At 53.7% G+C, this 18580-nt stretch carries 13 protein-coding genes; 3 read left to right on the top strand and 10 right to left on the bottom strand.

Features of this window, described 5'->3' with window-relative positions; genetic code table 11:
• Positions 1-105: 105 nt before the first annotated feature.
• From NST04_RS08950 to NST04_RS08920, 7 genes are all read right to left on the bottom strand, one after another.
• Positions 106-1653 (bottom strand): response regulator, encoded by a 1548-nt coding sequence (locus NST04_RS08950; protein ID WP_341183962.1) that lies wholly within the window; start codon positions 1651-1653, stop codon positions 106-108.
• A gap of 557 nt (positions 1654-2210) precedes the next feature.
• Positions 2211-3614 carry an ADP-ribosylglycohydrolase family protein gene (locus NST04_RS08945; protein ID WP_341183961.1) on the bottom strand — a complete coding sequence of 468 codons (1404 nt, stop codon included), beginning with the start codon at positions 3612-3614 and terminating at the stop codon, positions 2211-2213.
• A gap of 3 nt (positions 3615-3617) precedes the next feature.
• Positions 3618-4574, bottom strand: coding sequence for a nucleoside hydrolase (locus NST04_RS08940; RefSeq protein WP_341183960.1), 957 nt, complete (start codon positions 4572-4574; stop codon positions 3618-3620).
• 41 nt (positions 4575-4615) lie between these two features.
• Positions 4616-5554: an ABC transporter permease gene (locus NST04_RS08935; RefSeq protein ID WP_341183959.1), complete on the bottom strand. Its 939-nt coding sequence runs from the start codon at positions 5552-5554 to the stop codon at positions 4616-4618.
• Positions 5551-6597, bottom strand: coding sequence for an ABC transporter permease (locus NST04_RS08930; protein WP_341183958.1), 1047 nt, complete (start codon positions 6595-6597; stop codon positions 5551-5553). Before NST04_RS08930 ends, NST04_RS08935 begins: the two co-directional genes overlap by 4 nt.
• The gene (locus tag NST04_RS08925; RefSeq protein WP_341183957.1) at positions 6590-8152 is read right to left on the bottom strand and encodes an ABC transporter ATP-binding protein; all 1563 of its coding nucleotides are present in this window, start codon (positions 8150-8152) and stop codon (positions 6590-6592) included. The genes NST04_RS08930 and NST04_RS08925 overlap by 8 nt, the downstream gene beginning before the upstream one ends.
• 40 nt (positions 8153-8192) lie before the next feature.
• Complete coding sequence (locus NST04_RS08920; protein WP_341183956.1) at positions 8193-9311, bottom strand: BMP family ABC transporter substrate-binding protein; 1119 nt, start codon at positions 9309-9311, stop codon at positions 8193-8195.
• A gap of 350 nt (positions 9312-9661) precedes the next feature.
• Here NST04_RS08920 and NST04_RS08915 point away from each other — a divergent pair, with 350 nt between their 5' ends.
• Together NST04_RS08915 and NST04_RS08910 are read left to right on the top strand one after the other, a co-directional pair.
• Positions 9662-10417, top strand: a complete 756-nt coding sequence (locus NST04_RS08915) for an AraC family transcriptional regulator (RefSeq protein WP_341183955.1) — start codon at positions 9662-9664, stop codon at positions 10415-10417.
• Between the two features lie 201 nt (positions 10418-10618).
• On the top strand, positions 10619-12859 hold the full coding sequence (locus NST04_RS08910; RefSeq protein WP_341183954.1) for a helix-turn-helix domain-containing protein: 2241 nt from the start codon (positions 10619-10621) through the stop codon (positions 12857-12859).
• Positions 12860-13558: 699 nt separating this feature from the next.
• Here the strand turns inward: NST04_RS08910 and NST04_RS08905 are convergent.
• The 3 genes from NST04_RS08905 to NST04_RS08895 form a co-directional block, all read right to left on the bottom strand.
• The gene (locus tag NST04_RS08905; RefSeq protein ID WP_341183953.1) at positions 13559-15157 is read right to left on the bottom strand and encodes an extracellular solute-binding protein; all 1599 of its coding nucleotides are present in this window, start codon (positions 15155-15157) and stop codon (positions 13559-13561) included.
• Between the two features lie 149 nt (positions 15158-15306).
• On the bottom strand, positions 15307-16200 hold the full coding sequence (locus NST04_RS08900; RefSeq protein WP_036700398.1) for a carbohydrate ABC transporter permease: 894 nt from the start codon (positions 16198-16200) through the stop codon (positions 15307-15309).
• Between the two features lie 36 nt (positions 16201-16236).
• A complete protein-coding gene (locus NST04_RS08895) occupies positions 16237-17103 on the bottom strand; it encodes an ABC transporter permease (RefSeq protein WP_235192047.1) in 867 nt (288 codons plus the stop codon).
• Positions 17104-17675: 572 nt separating this feature from the next.
• Here NST04_RS08895 and NST04_RS08890 point away from each other — a divergent pair.
• Complete coding sequence (locus NST04_RS08890) at positions 17676-18557, top strand: helix-turn-helix transcriptional regulator (RefSeq protein ID WP_341183952.1); 882 nt, start codon at positions 17676-17678, stop codon at positions 18555-18557.
• Positions 18558-18580: the final 23 nt, after the last annotated feature.

Raw genomic sequence — 18580 nt, 5'->3', positions numbered from 1 at the left:
GGTTATTTTAAAATATAAGAATTTATAGGTTTCACTCTATAAATTATCCTTCTATTTCTCGCTGAAACGGTACCGTCCTTTACAGGACGGCAAAGCCGTTTCCACTTACAACTGTTTATTGTTGTGGGCATTCTTGTACACCGAAGGTGATGAACCCACCTTATTCTTGAACTTGTCGATGAAATAATCGGTATTGGAAAAGCCCACCTGCACCGCGATATCCGATATCTTGAGCTGCGTGCGCTTGAGCAGGCTCTTGGCTGCTTCAATCCGCTTCTCATTCAGATAATCGCTGAAGCTGCGCCCCGTCTCCTTGCGGAACAACTGGCCCAGATAAGCCGAATTCATATGAAACTGCCGGGCAAGGTCCTGGAGCTGCAGCTTGCTGCGGAATTCCAGATCCACGTATTGGATCACATTATAGATGGTGTTCCCCTCGTTATTAGCCCGTAGCTCGGTGAGGTACGCCGCTGTCTCCAGACAAAGCCGGTCCACATACAGACTGAGCTTGTAATAATCCGTGAGTCCGCCCAGGTTGCCATATTCCTTGTGCATCGCACACATGATCTGGTCGGGATCTCCCTGCATCTCGGTAATGCTCCGGCATAAGGTCATCTCCAGATGGGCTACCTCGGCCTGTGCAGCTTCAATGCTCACCCTCTTGGCAGTCATAGCTGCGAAGGCTTCCCTGGCAGCAGCCCTGATTCTCTCCGGCACCCCTTCCTTCACCTCATTCAGCACACGTGTAAAGTGCCCGCCAATGAATTCAGGGGACAAGCGGGCCGTACGCAGATCGTTGTAGTAGAAAATCCCGCCCCGCTCCTTCCGGTACTTGAGCCCCCAGACCTCAAGCGTCTGGGTGTACAGCTCCTGGATGGAGCGCAGGCCGTTCCCCCGGCCGCTGATCATTACAGCCACCGGAACCCCCAGCTTCTCTGCCTGCACCTTTTGCACCCGGGTGGCGGCCGCCTCCAGCGCTTCCGGAGAGAGTCCGGCTGAGCGAACCAGGAGTCCGGCCCTTCCGGCCGGATCGTGGAACACATAGCCCAGGTGATCCGGGAAGCCTTCAGTATCCCCTTCGTTCAAGCTCACCGTGCCTGAACCTGAGATGGCAGCAGCGAGAATGCATTGCAGCTCTGTATCAGGCTGAAGCCCCAGCAGACCGGAGGCGGCCTGTTCCAGCTCCTCACTCCAATCCCCCTGGACACAACGGCTGATCAGGTTATGTACCAGGATATTGTGCTTCTTCTGCCCCTCTACTCTGGAAGCGGTTTCATGTTGGATAATAGCACGGATCTTCCCCAGCAGCTCCTCAATCTCCTCATCATCCACCGGCTTCAGCAGGTAGCCGTCCACCTTATGACGCAGCGCGATCCGGGCATAGTTGAAATCGTCATACCCGCTCAGGATCACGAACCGTGGCGGCGGGTCCACCGTCTCCTTCACCGCCGCAATCAGCTCCAGGCCGCTCATCACCGGAAGATTAATATCCGTCAGCAGCAGATCCGGCCTGTGCTCCCGGATCTGCCGCAGCGCCTCCCCGGCGCTAAGCGCTTCAGCACATACCTCGAATCCGGATTTCTCCCAGTTCACCATCGTCCTGAGTCCTTCCAGAACCCAAGGTTCATCGTCCACAATCATGACTTTCAGCATGAGCTCTGCCCCCATCTCAATATCTAAATTTGGTAATTATTGAATTACAAGTAATGCTAACATACAAGTTCAATCCTGTGAATGTTAACTTGAGCGGATATCTGACCCATATCTATATCAGACGCACTTCAGATTTGAACTCGATGCATGGTCGTCGCTGCGGTGAACATTTGGACTTCCAGCCGCTGCCCAATTTGGATTTCCTTATGGGAACCGCTCCTCGCAGTTGTTGTACATCATGCAGGATTTCTCTAAAAATGTTACGGACTGCAGTACATTGTTGCATCATTTGCAGGAATCCCAGTGTATAGAGGCAAGTTAGCGCTGACTTTGTTGTAATTCATGCAAGATTTCAGCATCGGTTGCTTCTATCATGCAGTATTAGCTGCAAAGGTGGCTTGGTGCCTTCATGGATTGGACTTGCACCAACTAGATAATGCTTGCGTCCTGGCACGCAAAAACAAAAAAGCCGCCCAACCGCACCGGATGTTTTCCCCTGAAAACATCCGGTGCGAGGCGACTTCATAAAAAGCGCTCAAATATAATTAGTATCTATGTTATCCCTGTTTCGCTTCTCCCAGCTCCGCCCGCAGCTTCAGGAACACCTGATAGCTGCGCTCCGCGACCTCAGAAATGGCGATCGGGTGGAAGCCTGGCAGGTCTGCATACAGCAGGTCGTTCAGCGGTGCGGTCCATTGGACCGGCAGCTTGGCAGCCCCCAGCTTCGCTCCCATAATCGAGCCGACGGTGGCCCCGTTGCAGTCGGTATCCATTCCGGCTGATACGGAGGTGACCACCGCTTTCTCGAAGTCATCGCCGCCGTAGATCAGCGAGGCGGCCACAATGGCTGCGTTGTTGTTCGTATGCACCGGGTCGTAATGGCTGAACTCGTTCCAGAGGGTGCTGACCAGTTCACGCTCACTGCCTGCCTGCTGTGCAATTTCTACGCCCCGCAGGACATCCTTAGCCAGTCTGCTCGTCTGTGGAATCTCGCTCAGGCCGATCTGCACAATCTCTTCATTACTGAGACCCGCGAATGCCGCTGAGATCATCGCTGCATTGAACATTTCGCCGTAGATCCCGTTCTTCACATGTGAGAAGGAGGCATCCCGCCAGCCCAGCTCTGCCGCCAGCTCGGGATGTCCGGCTGCTCCATAAGCCAGCCCGTCGGCGCGGATCGCTGCTCCGATCCATTCCCGGTACGGATTCAGATGCATCCGTACCCGTTCCTGGCGCAGCGGCCAATCCTCCGGCTTCTCCCCGTGCAGATGGGAGGTCTCCTGAGCAAAGTTCATATAGCTCTGCGTTTCCGCCGTGCAGACCTGACTGTAGGTCAGGTGCCCGTGCCACAGCTTGCCGATATCCCAGGAGTCCCAATTCAGCCCTTTTTGCTCCAGCAGCATCAGGCCAAGCACGGTATAACGGATATCATCATCGCTCTCCATGTAGCTGATCTTCTCGCGTGTGCTGGTGAACGACCAGTCGCTTAAGCCCAGGCCGTATTCCTCCCGGGCCGTAGAGAATTCCGGGGTATAGCCCGTAATCGGCCAGGCATCCGCACCACGGAACCACAGCTCGATATTCTCCCAGCCGGTCCGGCCGTCCTTCCCGTACAGATAGTCCCAATATTCCAGCGGTTTGCCCAGCGCGCAGCCTACACTGCGCCCGAGCCAGGCGCCGTAGAATCTGTCTCTCCACTGGTCCGGTGTCCAGTCCAACGCAAGCTTGCGCGGCCCCTCAGGGCGAAGCTGTCTGATCGTTTCCAGATCCGACGGCTCCTGGTAAGGGAAGCCTCCGTCCACGGGAAGTGCCATCAGCTCCCGGTATACCTCCATCAGCTTGTCCTCGTCGCTCCCGGCTGCATCCAGCTTCTCCGCCAGGTTGCCCGGCTGGCAGCCTTCCTCGATCCGCTGCTGCAGCTCGAACCTTACCGTCTCCTGCAGACGTTCCCAGCCCGCCATCCGCTAGGCTTCTCCTGCCGGAGACCCCAGCTGCCGGTCTAACCGTTCCAACGAATCGAACAGCAGCTTGATGAAGGCTTCGCGGTCTACGCCAAGCAGTACCTCCGTATTCGCAGGCTGGTCCGGCTTCTTGCGGCGGTCGGCCACGGTCATACCGCGGGTAAGCTTGCCTTCGGTCTCTACCGTTACATACAGGTGCTCGGATTCAAACAGCTCAGGGTGCAGCAGCCAGGCAATCGCGCAAGGGTCATGCAGCGCATTGCCGACAAAGCCCATTTTCTTCCCGTAGATCGAATAGAAATCCAGCAGCTCGCCAACCATGACAGACACGGGGCCGCGCGTCTTAAGCTCCTGAATCTCCTCCTCGAAGATCGCCGCCTTATCCGTCACATCCAGCCCGCTCATGACAATCGGAATACCGGATTCAAAAACGATCCGCGCCGCCTCCGGGTCCACATAAATATTGAACTCCGCTGTCCGGGTCACGTTGCCGTAAGCCAATCCGCCGCCCATTAGAGAGATCTTCTCGATCCGCTCCTTCACTTCCGGGTAAGCGGTAATTAGCAGAGCGATATTCGTCAGCGGGGCGGTAGGCACCAGGGTGATCTTCTCTTCCGAGGCGCGGATAATCTCCAGCATGAATTCTACTGCTCCCTGCTCTATGGGCTTGAACTTGCTCGCCGGCAGCGCCGGGCCGTCCATGCCGGACTCCCCGTGGGCTTCTTCCCCGGTAACAAGCTTGCCGAGCAGCGGCGCCGCCGCACCCTTGGCTACCGGAATATCTGCATTTACAAAGCTGAGAATCTTGAGCGCGTTGTCGGTGATTTTATCCAGAATCTGGTTGCCGCCAACAGTTGTAATCCCCCGGATATCCAGCTCTCCCGGATGTGCCAGCGCAAGCAGAATGGCAATCGCGTCGTCATGCCCCGGATCGCAGTCAATAATGATAGGTGTTGGCATCGTTGTCGCTCCTTTGTAGGTTGATCTTTGCTATTTGTTGTTTATTTGGTAACAGTCGCCTTAAGCTTCTTATTCTTCTTCCGTGTCTCGGAGATGGCGTAGATAATCAGACCGATGACTGTCGCGACATAAGGCAGCGTAGCGATCAGCTCGGCTGGAATCTTCAGCACCTGCAGAGCATTGGAGAGCGCGTCGGCTGCGCCGAAGAGCAGCGAGGTCAGCGCTGTACCCACGGTGGTGCTGCGGCCCATGGATTCAGCGGCGATGGCAATCCAGCCCCGGCCGGCGATCATATCGCGGGTGAACAGCGACAGGTAGCCCATCGACATATAGGCTCCGCCCAGACTGGCGAAGAAGCCGCTGAGCAGCAGCGCGCTGTACTGAATGCGGACCACACTGACGCCTACTGACTGGGCTGCATGCGGATTCTCGCCCACAGAGCGGATTCGCAGTCCCAGCGGTGTACGGTTGAGCAGATAATAAACTACGAGCACTGACAGTATAGAGAAATACGTCAGAATGTGGTGCCCCGACAGAATCGGACCCAGCACCGGAATATCCTTCAGGAGCGGAATATCTATACTCGGCAGCACTTTACTCGCTAAGGAGGTGGAAGATCCTTTGTCGCCGCTCAGCAGATACAGAATAAAGACCGTACCGCCGGAAGCGAACATATTGATTGCCACCCCGCCGAGAATAATATGGGTCTTGAATTTTAAGGTGAAAAAAGCCAGAATCCCCGCAATCAGCGTTCCCGACAGCACCGCCCCCAGCAGTCCCACCCAGGCGCTCTGCGTATAGGCGCTCACGATAACCCCGGCCAGCGCCGAGACCAGCATGATCCCTTCCATCCCGATGTTGATAATGCCGGCACGGTTCGAGATCAGCGCCCCCAGTGCAGCGAACAATATAGGCGTAGTTACACGCAGGACAGAGAAGGCAAAATCTGTGGTCAGTATGACATTCAGCAGACTGTTCATGCTTCCTTCGCCTCCTTCAGCAGCATGCGGTTCTTCCAGAACTTGAGGAACTGCTCAGCGGATATCAGCAGAATAATGACAGCCTGGATAATCGAGATCATCTCGGACGGCACATCGGAAAGACGTGACATCATGTCGGCGCCAATGCGGATATAGGCCAGGAAGAGCGCCGAGACAATGACGGAGAACGGATTATTCTTGGCCAGCATGGCCACCAGCGCACCATCCATACCGTAGCCCGGCAAGGAGGTCCACTGAAACCGGCTGTACATCCCGAGCACCTCCACCGAGCCGCCCATACCGGCAATGAACCCGGCGATCAGATGGACCAGAATGATCACCTTGGCTGTCTTCATCCCCGAATAACGGGCGAATTGCCGGTTAACCCCGGTCATCCGCAGCTCGTAGCCCCATTTGGTCTTGTAGAGGAACAGATGGGCCAATACGATAAGCACCAGCACAATAATAAGTCCGGTGTGAATCCGCGTCCCTGGGAACAGCTTGCTGAGCTGGGCCGTTTTCTCGAACTTAAAAGAAACGTTGGCAAACGCCTTGGCATCCCGCAGATGATAGTTCAGCAGGTACAGCCCCACCCCGAACAGGATGTTATTGAACATCAGAGAGGTCACCAGCTCATTCGCATTCCACTTTGCCTTGAGAATACCGGGGATGGCCGAGAGCAGCGCCCCCACGATGGAGCCTGCAAGAATCGCCACTACCGGATGGAACCAGCTGTTCAGGCTGAGATGAATCGCCAGTGCAGTAGTCACCACTCCGGAGAAATAAAAGATTCCTTCTGCCCCCAGGTTGAACATATTGGCCCGGAACAGCAGTGAGACCGCAAGTCCGGTGAACATCAGCGGGATCGCCATTTCAATGACGTTGCCGATATGGCCCTTCGTGGACAACGGCTCCCAGAGGAAGATTCCGATCGTCTTCACCGGGTGGTCACTGACCAGCGAGATGATCAGGAACGCGATAATAAGTGCAATGACGATGACCGCGGCTGTGCGGATCGCCTCGAAATATTTGACTTTAAACATGATTTGCGGCCCTCCCGGTCTGCTCTTTGTCCTGCCGGTTAATTCCCAGCATGTAGAGCCCCAGCTCTTCCTCACCGACAGCTGACGGATGTTCGAAATACGCCACAATCTGGCCCTCGTACATCACGAGAAGACTGTCGCTCAGCTCCAGAATTTCATTCAGATCTGCCGATACCAGCAGCGTCGCACAGTTGGCCGAACGCAGCTCCAGCAGCTTCTGATGAATGAACTGGGCAGCCCCGATATCAACGCCGCGGGTCGGCTGCTCGGCGATCAGCAGCTGCGGATTCGTGGAACACTCCCTGGCTACGACCACCTTCTGCATGTTACCGCCGGACAGCATGCCGATCGGCTGCTGCGGACCGGAGCACCGCACCTTGAATTCCTCCACCAGCGCAGAGGCCAGCGCAGCAATTCTGGACCCGTGCAGAAATGGCCCTTTATTCATATCCTTCTGGCGGTAGCGCGTGGAGATCAGATTGTCAGCAATGCTGGCCTCTCCGGCAGAGCCCTGGCGCATCCGGTCCTCAGGGATATAGGATACCCCCAGGTTGCGGATGTCCAGAATATCCAGCTCACGGATATCCTTCCCCTTCACCTGTACCGACCCGCTGCCGCCAACCCCGCGCAGGCCCCCGGTCAGTGCCTCAATCACCTGCGTCTGTCCGTTCCCTTCAACGCCGGCGATGCCGACAATCTGGCCTTCACGGACCGAGAAGCTAATCTCGGAGAGCAGCGCTTTGCCCTGGCTGTCTGAGACGCTCAGCCCTTCCACTGCAAGCACCGGCTTGCCGTAGGGAAGATCGCTTTTGTCATATTTCAGCACCACATCCCGGCCGACCATCAGCCGCGAAATCTCCTGCTCCGTTACTTCCTTGGTCTCGAAGACGCCTTCACTCCGCCCGCCGCGCATGATGGTAATCCGGTCACAGATGGCTTTGACCTCCTTCAGCTTGTGCGAGATGAACACAATCGTGTGTCCCTGCTCCTTAAGCTGCTGCAGCTCATGGAACAGCTCCTCCGTCTCCTGCGGAGTCAGCACCGCTGTCGGCTCATCGAGGATGAGAATTTTGGCCCCGCGCACCAGCGCCTTCAGAATTTCTACCTTCTGCTTCATGCCGACGCTCAGGTCCTCCACCTTCGCCTTGGCATTCACCGAGAGATTATATTTACGCGCAGTTGCTTCCGTCAGACGTACGGCCTCTGCATAATTGAAGCCCACGCCCTTCTTCGGCTCCATACCCAGCACCATATTCTCCGCCACTGTAAAAGAAGGCACCAGCATGAAATGCTGATGCACCATACCAATGCCGCGGTCAATCGCGTCCTGCGGAGACTGTAGCTTCACTTGTTCTCCCCGGATGTAGAGCCCGCCTTCGCTCGGGCTCTCCATTCCGAACATAATTTTCATCAGAGTCGATTTACCGGCTCCGTTCTCACCCGCAATCGCATGGATCTCGCCTTCGCGCAGTGAGAACTCAACATCCTTGTTGGCAACCACACCGTTCGGATACACTTTGGTGATTCCCCGCATTTCCAGCAGAGCATTTGCCATGGGTCATCAACGCCTTTCAACCAAAGTTAGATTCATGTCCTTAAGGTTTAACGGCATTACGGATCGCTTCCACTTCAGAAGTCTCCATACCCATTGCGTTATCCACCTTAATTTCCTTATTGATCAGCTTCTGCTTCACTTCTTCAATCTTGGTCTGCAATTCCGCCGGGAATGCCGCCTTGTAGATCTCGTTCTCTGCAATACCTACGCCGTCTTCAACGAAGCCAAGCACATCACGTTTACCCATTTCAAGCGTGCCGTCCTGCAGTTTCTTCACTGCACCAAGGATGGCCGAATCAATCTTTTTAATCGCAGAAGTAACGATCAGGTTGGCTTTCACACTATCTGTATCCTTCAGCAGCATCGCCTGGTCAGAATCGACGCCGATTGCATATTTGTTCTTTTCCTTCGCTGCATCGAAGATGCCAAGGCCCGTACCGCCCGCTACGTTGAAGATAATATCCACACCCGAGTTATACTGGATCAGCGACAATTCCTTGCCCTTGGCAGGGTTTACGAAATCTCCGGCATAAGAGACAGCTACCTTCACTTCCGGATCAACATACTGTGCTCCCTGAATGTAACCAACCAGGAAGGCATTGATGCCGGGAATGTCCATTCCGCCCAGGAATCCGATCACATTGTCCTTGTTGGCATTAGGCATATCGGACTGGGTAGCAAGCGCCGCAGCTGCTCCGGCCAGGAAGGAGACCTCATTGGTCGAGTAAGACATATTGTACATATTGGCAGGCGCTTCCTCGATGTCAGTGTCATAGTTGATGAATTTTTTATCAGGATTCGCTTCAGCCGTTGCATTGAACATTTCTGTAATTTCCGAGCCGCCGGAGATGACCACATCCCAATCCTCAGCAGCGATATCATTAAAAGTCGGCTCCCATTTCGTCTTGTCAGCGCCCATTTCCACAACCTTCGTTTCTGCGCCAAGCTCGCTTTTCACCTTCTGCAGACCATTGTTCGCCGCATCAAAAAACGACTTGTCCCCCAGCGTCCCCGGAATCAGCAGCACCACCTTGAGCTTGTCCCCCGCAGCCGCGCCGCCGCCTTCCGCATTCGTCCCCGGAGTTGCTGCCGCACCATTTCCATTACCGGATTTGTTGTTTCCGCATGCAGCGACCAGTACCATAACTGCCAGTAACATTAAAGTGAGCATTTTCTTTTTCATTTTCTAAGTTCACACCCCTATTTGTAATAGATCCACCCTGCTGAATAGCATAAAATCCCAATTACACGTTTTGTTGGTCTCATCGAATCGGGCAGCATGAATAAGCGACTGTTGAAATTCTGAAAATAAGCAATTTACTCTGAAAACCAAACATTTCATGTTACATTTCGCTAAAAAACCGTAAAATATCCGAACAAGATGGCCAGTCCAGTTGAGAATCTTCGGTTTTATTGATAAGATCATATCAAATGAAAACATAAATATTTATATATTTTCGGTCATGTTTTTGTACGATTCGGCTAAATGACTAACAAAGGAGGCTCATCATGGATCGTGTCCTATATATTGTAAATGCAGAACATGAAGCGGGTACCTATATCCCTCCGCATCAGCATGAGTGCTTCGAGCTTGTCTATTATATCCATGGCCAGGGCACCTGCAGCATCGGCCAGCGCAGCTACCACTTCCGGCCCTCTACCTTCGCCCTCATTCCGGCAGGCTTTAAGCATGATGAGAATCACCAGCCCAGCCCGGAGGTGCTGTTCGTTGGCTTTCACTGCGGCAATCCGGTGATTAATTCGCTGTCCGGTGTGTTTGACGACGATAAAGAGCACACCGTACTACAGACCCTGCAGCGGATGAACGCCGAGTTCAAGCGTAAGCGCGACGGGTTCAGCGAGCTGCTCAATCTGCAGATGAGTGAAATTACCGTCTACCTCCAGCGGCTGCTCAGCGCCTCAGGTTTCCATTCCCCGGCAGAGGATCAGATGCAGTATGTGCTCAATTATATGGACGAGCATTACCGCCACAAGCTCTCGGTGGCCTCGCTGGCAGAGATGTCCGGCTACAGCTACGACCGCTTCCGGCATCTGTTCAAGGAGCGGTTCATGCATTCCCCCCACCGTTATCTTTTACTAAAACGCCTGGATTATGCCAAGTCGCTCCTCCTGCACAGCCAAATGCATATTTCCGAGGTCTCGGCTGCAGCCGGATTCGTCAACGACGCCCAGTTCTGCAATATGTTCAAACGGGAGATCGGCCTCTCCCCGCGCACCTTCCGTATTCAGAGCAGAGTTATATAGGGAATAGTCCCATCCCCTGTCACAAGTAGCTTTTGTACACGAATCTTGTATTTGTTCACTGTGCAGGGGTCCGGCCAGTTCACTGTTGTAAGCTTGTTCCACTGTCCTGTTCATAGGCTGGAGCTTATAATCGTACTATGAACATTTAAGACAAAGGACGGTACCCGCAAGAATACACAGTGAGTCAGGGGGGCTACTTGGATGAGACTGAACAAGATCGGCAATCAACGCGCACTGTACAGCAGACTGCTAGTGAGCATTACGCTTTGCGTCTCCTTAACCTTTCTGGTCTCCACCATCATTTATTACAACTACTATATCGGCGTAGAAAAGAAACAGACCTTCCAGTCCGATCTCGGCAACCTCACACAGACCAGCCGGGAGGTCGTGAACATGACGGATGCTGCGCAATCGCTTTCTTTTCAAATCTACCGCAACAGCACCATCTCCAAAATTGTGTTCTACGATAAGCCGGACATCTACGATGTCACCGCCGCCATGTCCGAGCTGGGCAACTATCTGAGCTCCATGCCTTATATCGAATCCATCTATGTATATAATCCCAAGGGCGGGCAGCTGTATGTTGCCTCCTCCCATGGCCAGAACGGTGTGTATACCGAAAAGGAGCTGGTCGATACCTCCATTCTGGATATCCTGAGCCACTACCAGAACTATAAAGCTTTCACTCCTATTCCTAGAGTCTATTCCAACGGTGCACAGGAGAACGACCAGGTCCGTGCCTATACCTTCCTGTGTCTGGATGCGATCGGCTGGGACCGGGCCATTAATTCGGCGGTGATTGTGAATATTTCGGCACCGTGGATCAACAAAGAGATCGCCAGCCCGGCGGATTCCACCAGCGCGACCTATATTCTGGATGATCAGGGCGCCTTCCGCTCCAGCAACAGCCTGAAGCAGCAGGAGCTGACCCCGGAGGAAGCAGGATTCATCGAGCAGCGGATCAAGGGCCGGGAGGCCGGGTATTTCATCGCTCCCTTCGGGGGCGTGAACTCGCTGATCTCTTATACGGCACCGGATGATTTAAGCTGGCAGTATGTACGAATTACGCCGTATGAGATCATTACGAAGCAGACCAACAACATCCGCAACACCACCTTGCTGATCGCAGGTCTGGTGCTGGTGGCCGGCATCGGCCTCTCCTGGATCATGTCCAGAAGCCTCTACCTGCCGATGAACCGGATTGTCAGCGAGATGCATATTCTGGAGACTGAGAAGCGGGACAGCATGTTCATGATCCGGCAAAATACACTGCGGGACCTGATCCTCGGCCTGAAGCCGCTGCAGTCCATGCAGCAGGTCGAGAAGCTGCGTCAGCTCGGCATTCATTTCACCTTTAATGATGATTACCGGCTGATCCTGCTGCGGATTGACCGTTACCGGGAGTTCCGGGAAGCCCGCTCTTCTTATCTGCTGGCCTCCAAGTTCGCCATCATGAACATCGCCTCCGAAATCTGCGGCCAGACCTACCGTGTGGAGACCGTGGATATGAACGATGACGGAATCCTGGTGCTGCTGAACATTATCGATCCCGTGGAATATACGGATACCGGCTTGATCGAGGCCCTGCTCCGGCAGATTCAGCAGGCCTGCTCCGATTATCTGAAAATCAGCCTTACCCTGACCTACAGCCATATTGACCGTAATGCCAGCCAGCTGCATCAGCTCTATCAGCAGGTCCGTGAGGCGTCGAATCACCGCCTGTTCTATGGACATGGCTGTATCCTTAATGCCCGGGACATCTGTGCGCTAGATTCAAGTACTTATCATTATCCGGCGGACAAGGAGAAAAAACTGGCGGATGCGCTGCTGAGCGGCAAGCTGACGGACGCCGCCGAGCAGTTCAGCGCGATGATCCGCGAGACCGGGGCCTTCCCTTATCAGACCGCACAGTTAACCGTGTCCAGGCTCAGCGTCACCGTCAGAGAGATCGTAAATTCGATCCAGAAGCGTAACCGCTTACAAATTGATGGAATGGCCGAGCTTCCCAGCCTGGAAGCTGTCGAGACGATAGACGAGCTGGAGGAGGCCTTCGCCGCCCTCTTCCGTACCCTGCAGGAGCAGCTGGCCGGCAAAAAGAACACCAAGCTGCACGACCTCATCTGCCAGATCAACGCCAAGATCAACGAGGATTACATGAAGCCTCATCTGAGCTTGAACCAGATCGCCGATGAGCTGGATATGTCACCCATCTATATCAGCCGCCTCTACAAGCAGCAGACCATGAACAGCATCGTCGATGTCATCCTTGAAGTGCGGATGCGTGAGGTGTGCGCCCTGCTGGAGAACACCGACCTGCCCGTCACCGCGATAGCCGAGCGCTGCGGCTTCACCAGCAGCTCCTACTTGCACCGGATGTTTAAGCGCAGCTTCGGTACGACGCCTACCGATTACCGGCGGCTAAAGAGTGTGCGGATGAGTTAGGGGTTTAAACAAACTAGCCTGATCAAAATGTTGCAGATACTGCAACTTGGAGCCCCTATCCTTAGCTATTTAGTTGAATTGTTGCACCAAATGCAGCAACTCGCTCAAGTATCCGCCGAATTCAAGTGAATTGCTGACTTTTCTGCAACAATTCCTACCTTGAGCCAGTTTTAGAGTGTCGAATGTTGCAATTCATGCAGGATTTTAGAAATCGAGCCGCTCCATGCTTTGGTGGAACACCAAGCCCGCTGTTCGCTGTTCGCTTTGGTGGAACACCAAGCCTGCCTTTCGCTGTTCGCTTTTCCGCTTTGGTGGAACACCAAGCCAGTGTTTTGGCACCTTGCATTTGCTCTGTTACGCTTTAGATGTGGAACAACAACATCAGCCCGTCTCCAGATCCATGGAGACGGGCTTCTGCTCTTCCCCCTGCCCCGGGAGGCCGTCTGGGTGACGGGGCATTTTGTGTGGCGGGTGTAAGTGTGGATAGCGCTTAAACAGCGGAGAAAACGGAATGAATGTGGAGAAGCGGAGCGTTCGCCTTTGTGTCCGGATTTTCACCGCTAAGGTTAAAATCAAAAAAATCCGGACACAACAGCGATCGGAACATCATTCCGTTTTCGGAGCGTCCCCCCAAGCGCCCAAGCCCCCTAATACAGCAAAAAAAGCCCCAAAAGCCATTCGGCTCCCGGGGCTCCCCTCTTACTTAAGACCTTTCTCCGCAACATAAGCCTCCCACTGCTTCGTCCACTCCGCCTGAATCTTCTCCAGACCCGCCTGCTTCGCCTTCTGCATGAAGGTCTCCAGGCCCTTATCCACATCATCCACCAGTCCGGCCTCCAGCGGGAACAGGTACTGCTTCTCTACCTGCTCAAGCGCAGCCTTCTCTGCCTGATAGGAGCTGTAGTCTTCGGCGAAGCCCAGGAACAGGTCCGGCTTCTGGATTTTATCCAGCTCATCAAAGATCGCCTTGACCCCGTCAAAGCCCTTGTCGAACAGCATGAACTCCGGATTTCTCCACGCCCAGCCGTTCATGCCTTCCCGGGTGAACCCATTGGAGGTACTGGTGCCGACCAGCTTGTAATAGCCGTCTTCCACCGTGTAGTTCTTGCCTTCAATGCCGTATTGCGTCAGCTGATTATAGCGTTTGTCCAGCACCATCTTCTGATAGAAGGCAAGCGCCCGCTCCGGATTCTTGCTGCTCTTCGGAATAGCGAACCCGTTGTGAATCGGATGCACAGGGGTTGCATAGCCGGTTGTCAGGCCGAAAGGAGAATACGCCAGCTCCCAATCCGGGTGGGTCGTGCTGATCTTCATCTTCATATCATTGAACCGGTTAGGGTTGTCGCCGAACATGCTGGCCGCTTTACCTGAAGTGACCGGGTCCTGCATCGTATCCTTAATATTCAGCACATTCTTCGGAATGAAGCCTTTATCGGCCCAGCGCTTCATCATCTTGAGCTCTTCTTTTTGCTCATCGGAGCCCCAGTAGGAGTAGACCGTAGCCGGTGAATCATACTTCACACCCATGCCGTACGGCAGCGCTCCAACCATTTTATGCAGCTCTGTGTAGATATAATGTAGATTGTTGCCCACATCGCTGTTGAGGGACATCGGCATCATATCCGGCTCGTTTTTGACAATGCCGTCCATGTAGGCCTCATAGCTGGCCAAGTCCTTGGGCTCCGGGAGATTGTATTTCTTGCGCAGATCCTCGCGGTAGACGAACCCGTTGGTTACATACTCCTTGAAGGTCGCCGGAACCGTGTAGATTTTACCGTCAACCTTAACATCCTCCCACATCTTCTCGGGGACGAACTTCTGCAGCTCAGGAGCCGCCTTAGGCAACAGATCATCCAGTGCCAGGAAGGCACCTCGCTTCGCATAGGATTGATATTGCGTCCAGTCTGCCGTAAAAATCAGATCAATTGCCTGCCCGGAGGACAGCAGCAGCTTGTACTTCTGATCCCAATCCGTCCAGCTCGTGAAGTTGAACTTCACCGTGGCGTTCAGGTCTGCCTCAGCCATTTTGTTGACTTCAGCCTGGATGGCCGGAAGATCCTTAGGAGCATCGCCGAGCATATAGAATTGCAGCTCCACCTTCTTCGAGGTGTCGATCCCGGTATCCGCTGCCTTCGCCGCTCCCTCTGATGCAGCCGGTGTGCCTGCGTTGCCGTCCTTCCCGGCACTGCTGCCGGTGTTGCCATTGCTGTTCCCCCCGCCGCAGCCGGCCAGGAGCGATAGAGCGAGCAATCCGGTTGTAAGCGTAACCAAAGATCGTCTGCCTGCTTTCTTTCTCATGAATGAACCCTCCTAGAATTTGTTGTAAGACCACGCTTCCCTGACGCTCCTCGTGCTGTTCTTTCCCCGGAAGCATACCGCCCTTGTGTGTGACTCTATGTTAGCCGATATAGCAGCTGTACGGTAAAGGTACAATCTGCCACATGGTTCTAACCTTTGACCGCTCCGATCGTCAGACCCTTCACGAAATAACGCTGAATGAACGGATACAGGAACAGAATCGGCCCCGTGACCACAATCGCCATCGCCATCTTAGTGGATTCTGTAGGCAGATCACTGCCTAAGCTGACCCCGGTACCCGCGCCCATATTGGCGATGAAGGAAGCCGAGTTGATGACATTATACAAATGGAACTGCAGCTGATACTTATGCGGATCATTAATGAACAGCGACGAGGAGAACCAGTCGTTCCAGTAAGCCAGTGCAAGGAACAGGCCTACCGTAGCAATCCCGGGCATCGAGAGCTGCAGCACAATGCGCCAGTATATTTTGAAATCCCCCGCCCCGTCAATCTTGGCCGATTCGAACAGCTCCTCCGGCACCGCCGAGCGGATGAAATTCTTCATCAGAATAATCAGGAACGGCGTCATTAAGCCGGGAAAAATCAGCGCCCCATAAGAATCGGTCAGATGCAGATACTTGGTAATCATAATGTACCAGGGCACCAGCCCCCCGCCGAACAGGGTCGTGAAGTAAATATAGAACGAGAAGGTATTGCGGTATTTGAAATCCTTGCGGGCCAGCACATAACCGGCCATCGTCATGAAGAACAGTCCCAGCGTCGTCCCCGTAACCGTAGTGAACAGCGTCACCCCATACGCCCGCAGCACCTCATCGGGAAAAGTAAATACCGTCTTATAGCCCTCCAGCGAGAACTGCGCCGGGATGAAATGATAACCGTCCTTGATGATGGACTCATTAGCCGTCAAGGATGCCGAAATAATCAGCAGAAACGGAATCAGACAGGCTAAGGAGCCCAGTATAATTACCGTATAAGCTACTCCCTGTAATAGCCTGGTGTACGAGTCATCTTTGATTTGCATGCTCTTTCTCTCCTTTCGCAGCAGATTCCGCACAACCTAGAACAAGGCGTAATCGTCATTTATTTTACGGATGATATAGTTGACCGTCATAATCAGGAAGAAGCCGAACAGCGATTGATACAGGCCGGCCGCCGTTGCCATCCCGACATCGAAGGTCACCTTGAGCGAGCGGAACACGTACGTATCCAGAATATCCGTTGTATTGTACAGCACCCCGTTATTGCCTATCAGCTGGTAAAAGAGGTCAAACTGCCCCTTCATAATACTCCCCAGCGAGAACAGCAGCAGCATGACGAAGGTCGATTTCAGCATTGGCACCGTGATATACCAGATCCGCTGGAAAATGTGGGCACCGTCAATTTTGGCCGCTTCATAATATTCCTCGCTGATGCCCGTGATGGATGCCAAGTAGATGACCATGCTGTAGCCGAGATTTTTCCAGAGATAAAAGAGAATGATCAGGAAAATCCAGATGACCGGATTATTATAGACATCCACAGGATTCGCCCCGAATTGCGTCAGCAGCGTATTCAAGAAACCGTTATCATAATTGAACACATTGTAGACGATAACGCTTAAGATAACGAACGATACGAAGTATGGCAGGAACATAACCGACTGGGTCAGCTTCTTGAACCACTTCACCCGCAGCTCGCTAAGCAGAATCGCACAGATAATCGCCAGTACATTCCCCAGTAAAATAAAAGCCAGATTGTAGCCGATCGTATTGAGCGTCAGCTTCACCAACGTGCCGGACTTCCAGAGGAATTCAAAGTTCTTCAGCCCTACGAAGGGGGCGTCGAACAGCCCGGAATTGAAATCAAACTGCGTGAATGCATAATAGACCCCGACCATCGGAAAATACGAGTTAATTAGAAAGAACAACAGCGTAGGCAGCAGCATCAGGAACAGAATCCGGTTATGGACCAGTTCATGCACGAAGCCCTTCTTCCTTTTCTTCCGGGTACCGGAGTCAAGCTGCGGGGACAGCCCGCTTGTTCCCTTCAGGGGAAACTGGGCGACAAGCGGCATACCGGTCTTGCGTTTGCGGTGTCTCAAAGCCTTCACTCTCCTATGCCTATAGATAAGTTGCCGCGTCACTGGGCCCGAAGCCTCCGTCCTTGATGGCCCCTATGGCTTCGTTAAACCAAGTGTATGACTTGTATGACCTGAGTATAGAAGAAGCCTCCTGCGGCTGAACAGTGAAGCTTCGGGATATTCCTGTACTTTACGGCTAACCGCACTGTGCACTTATCATACATTTGTGCAGTAATCGCAAGTTCAACGCAAATAAGCCCCCGGAGTACTCCTTAAGGAGAACAATCCGGGGGAATTCGGGTGGTCGCACAGGACCTATCCGTAGCCTTACGATTTAAACTTGCCTGTAATAAATTATAGGTGATATACTCTGGAAAATGTACTAATTCTCCAACCTAAACTTTCAATATCCAAACTTTTCTTCAGGAGGCCAGCCCATGAACCCGCTTCTGTTCCGCATCCCTCCCCTGCCGCATTATATAGCCAGCGGCCTCAATCACTGCCAGCCCGGCTATAAACACCGGAGCCGCCAGCAGATCAAGGTATTTGATTTGCTCATTGTCCAGCAGGGATGCCTGTATATTGGCGAGGAGGAGCAGCGGTTCACCGTGAAGGCAGGCGATGCCTTGATCCTGCGCCCCGACTGCCACCACTTTGGAACCGAAGGCTGCAAGGAAGAGACGGCCTATCATTGGCTTCACTTTCAGACCTTCCATGACCTGCCTGCTTTATCCGTGACATTGCCTGCTTCCGGCAACCCGAATGAGACTGCAGGAGAGCTTCCCGTTTCTCTATTCGATATCAGCTCCTTCAATCTGGTGTTATCCCAGTTTGTTAACTTGCTGCTGCCGGACAGAGCTTACGGGGTATTGGAGCAGCTCACACAATTGCAGGCCACCGCCCACCTCGAAGCCGTCCGCTTCCGGCAGCAGCTCCTCTTCCAGGATCTCCTGCAGCAGTTGGCTGCTTCTGTGAATCCAGAGCACCGCAGCTCCCAGACCACCCTATGTGCCGAACAGGCCGCCTCCTATCTCCGCACCCACTACCGTGAAGAGATTACAACCGCCATGCTGGGAGACAGCCTCAACTTCCATCCGGTCTATATTGCCCGCTGCATGAACAAGGTATATGGCTGTTCACCCATGGAATATCTGCTCCGCTACCGGATCGGACAGAGCAAGCTGCTGCTGATGCAGACCAGCTTCCCGATCGCCCGGATTGCCGAAGAGGTGGGCTTCAACCAATCCTCCTACTTCAGCTCCAGCTTCATGAAGCTGGAGGGGTTGTCGCCGCGCGAATACCGGCAGCGCTTCTCATGAAACAGGCCATCAGCGAAGCATAC

The sequence above is a fragment of the Paenibacillus sp. FSL H7-0756 genome, assembly GCF_038006765.1.
In the GTDB taxonomy this organism is placed as follows: Bacteria; Bacillota; Bacilli; order Paenibacillales; family Paenibacillaceae; genus Paenibacillus_AQ.
Note: the sequence above shows the minus strand (reverse complement) of the source record. Positions and strands in the feature narration are given on the sequence as shown.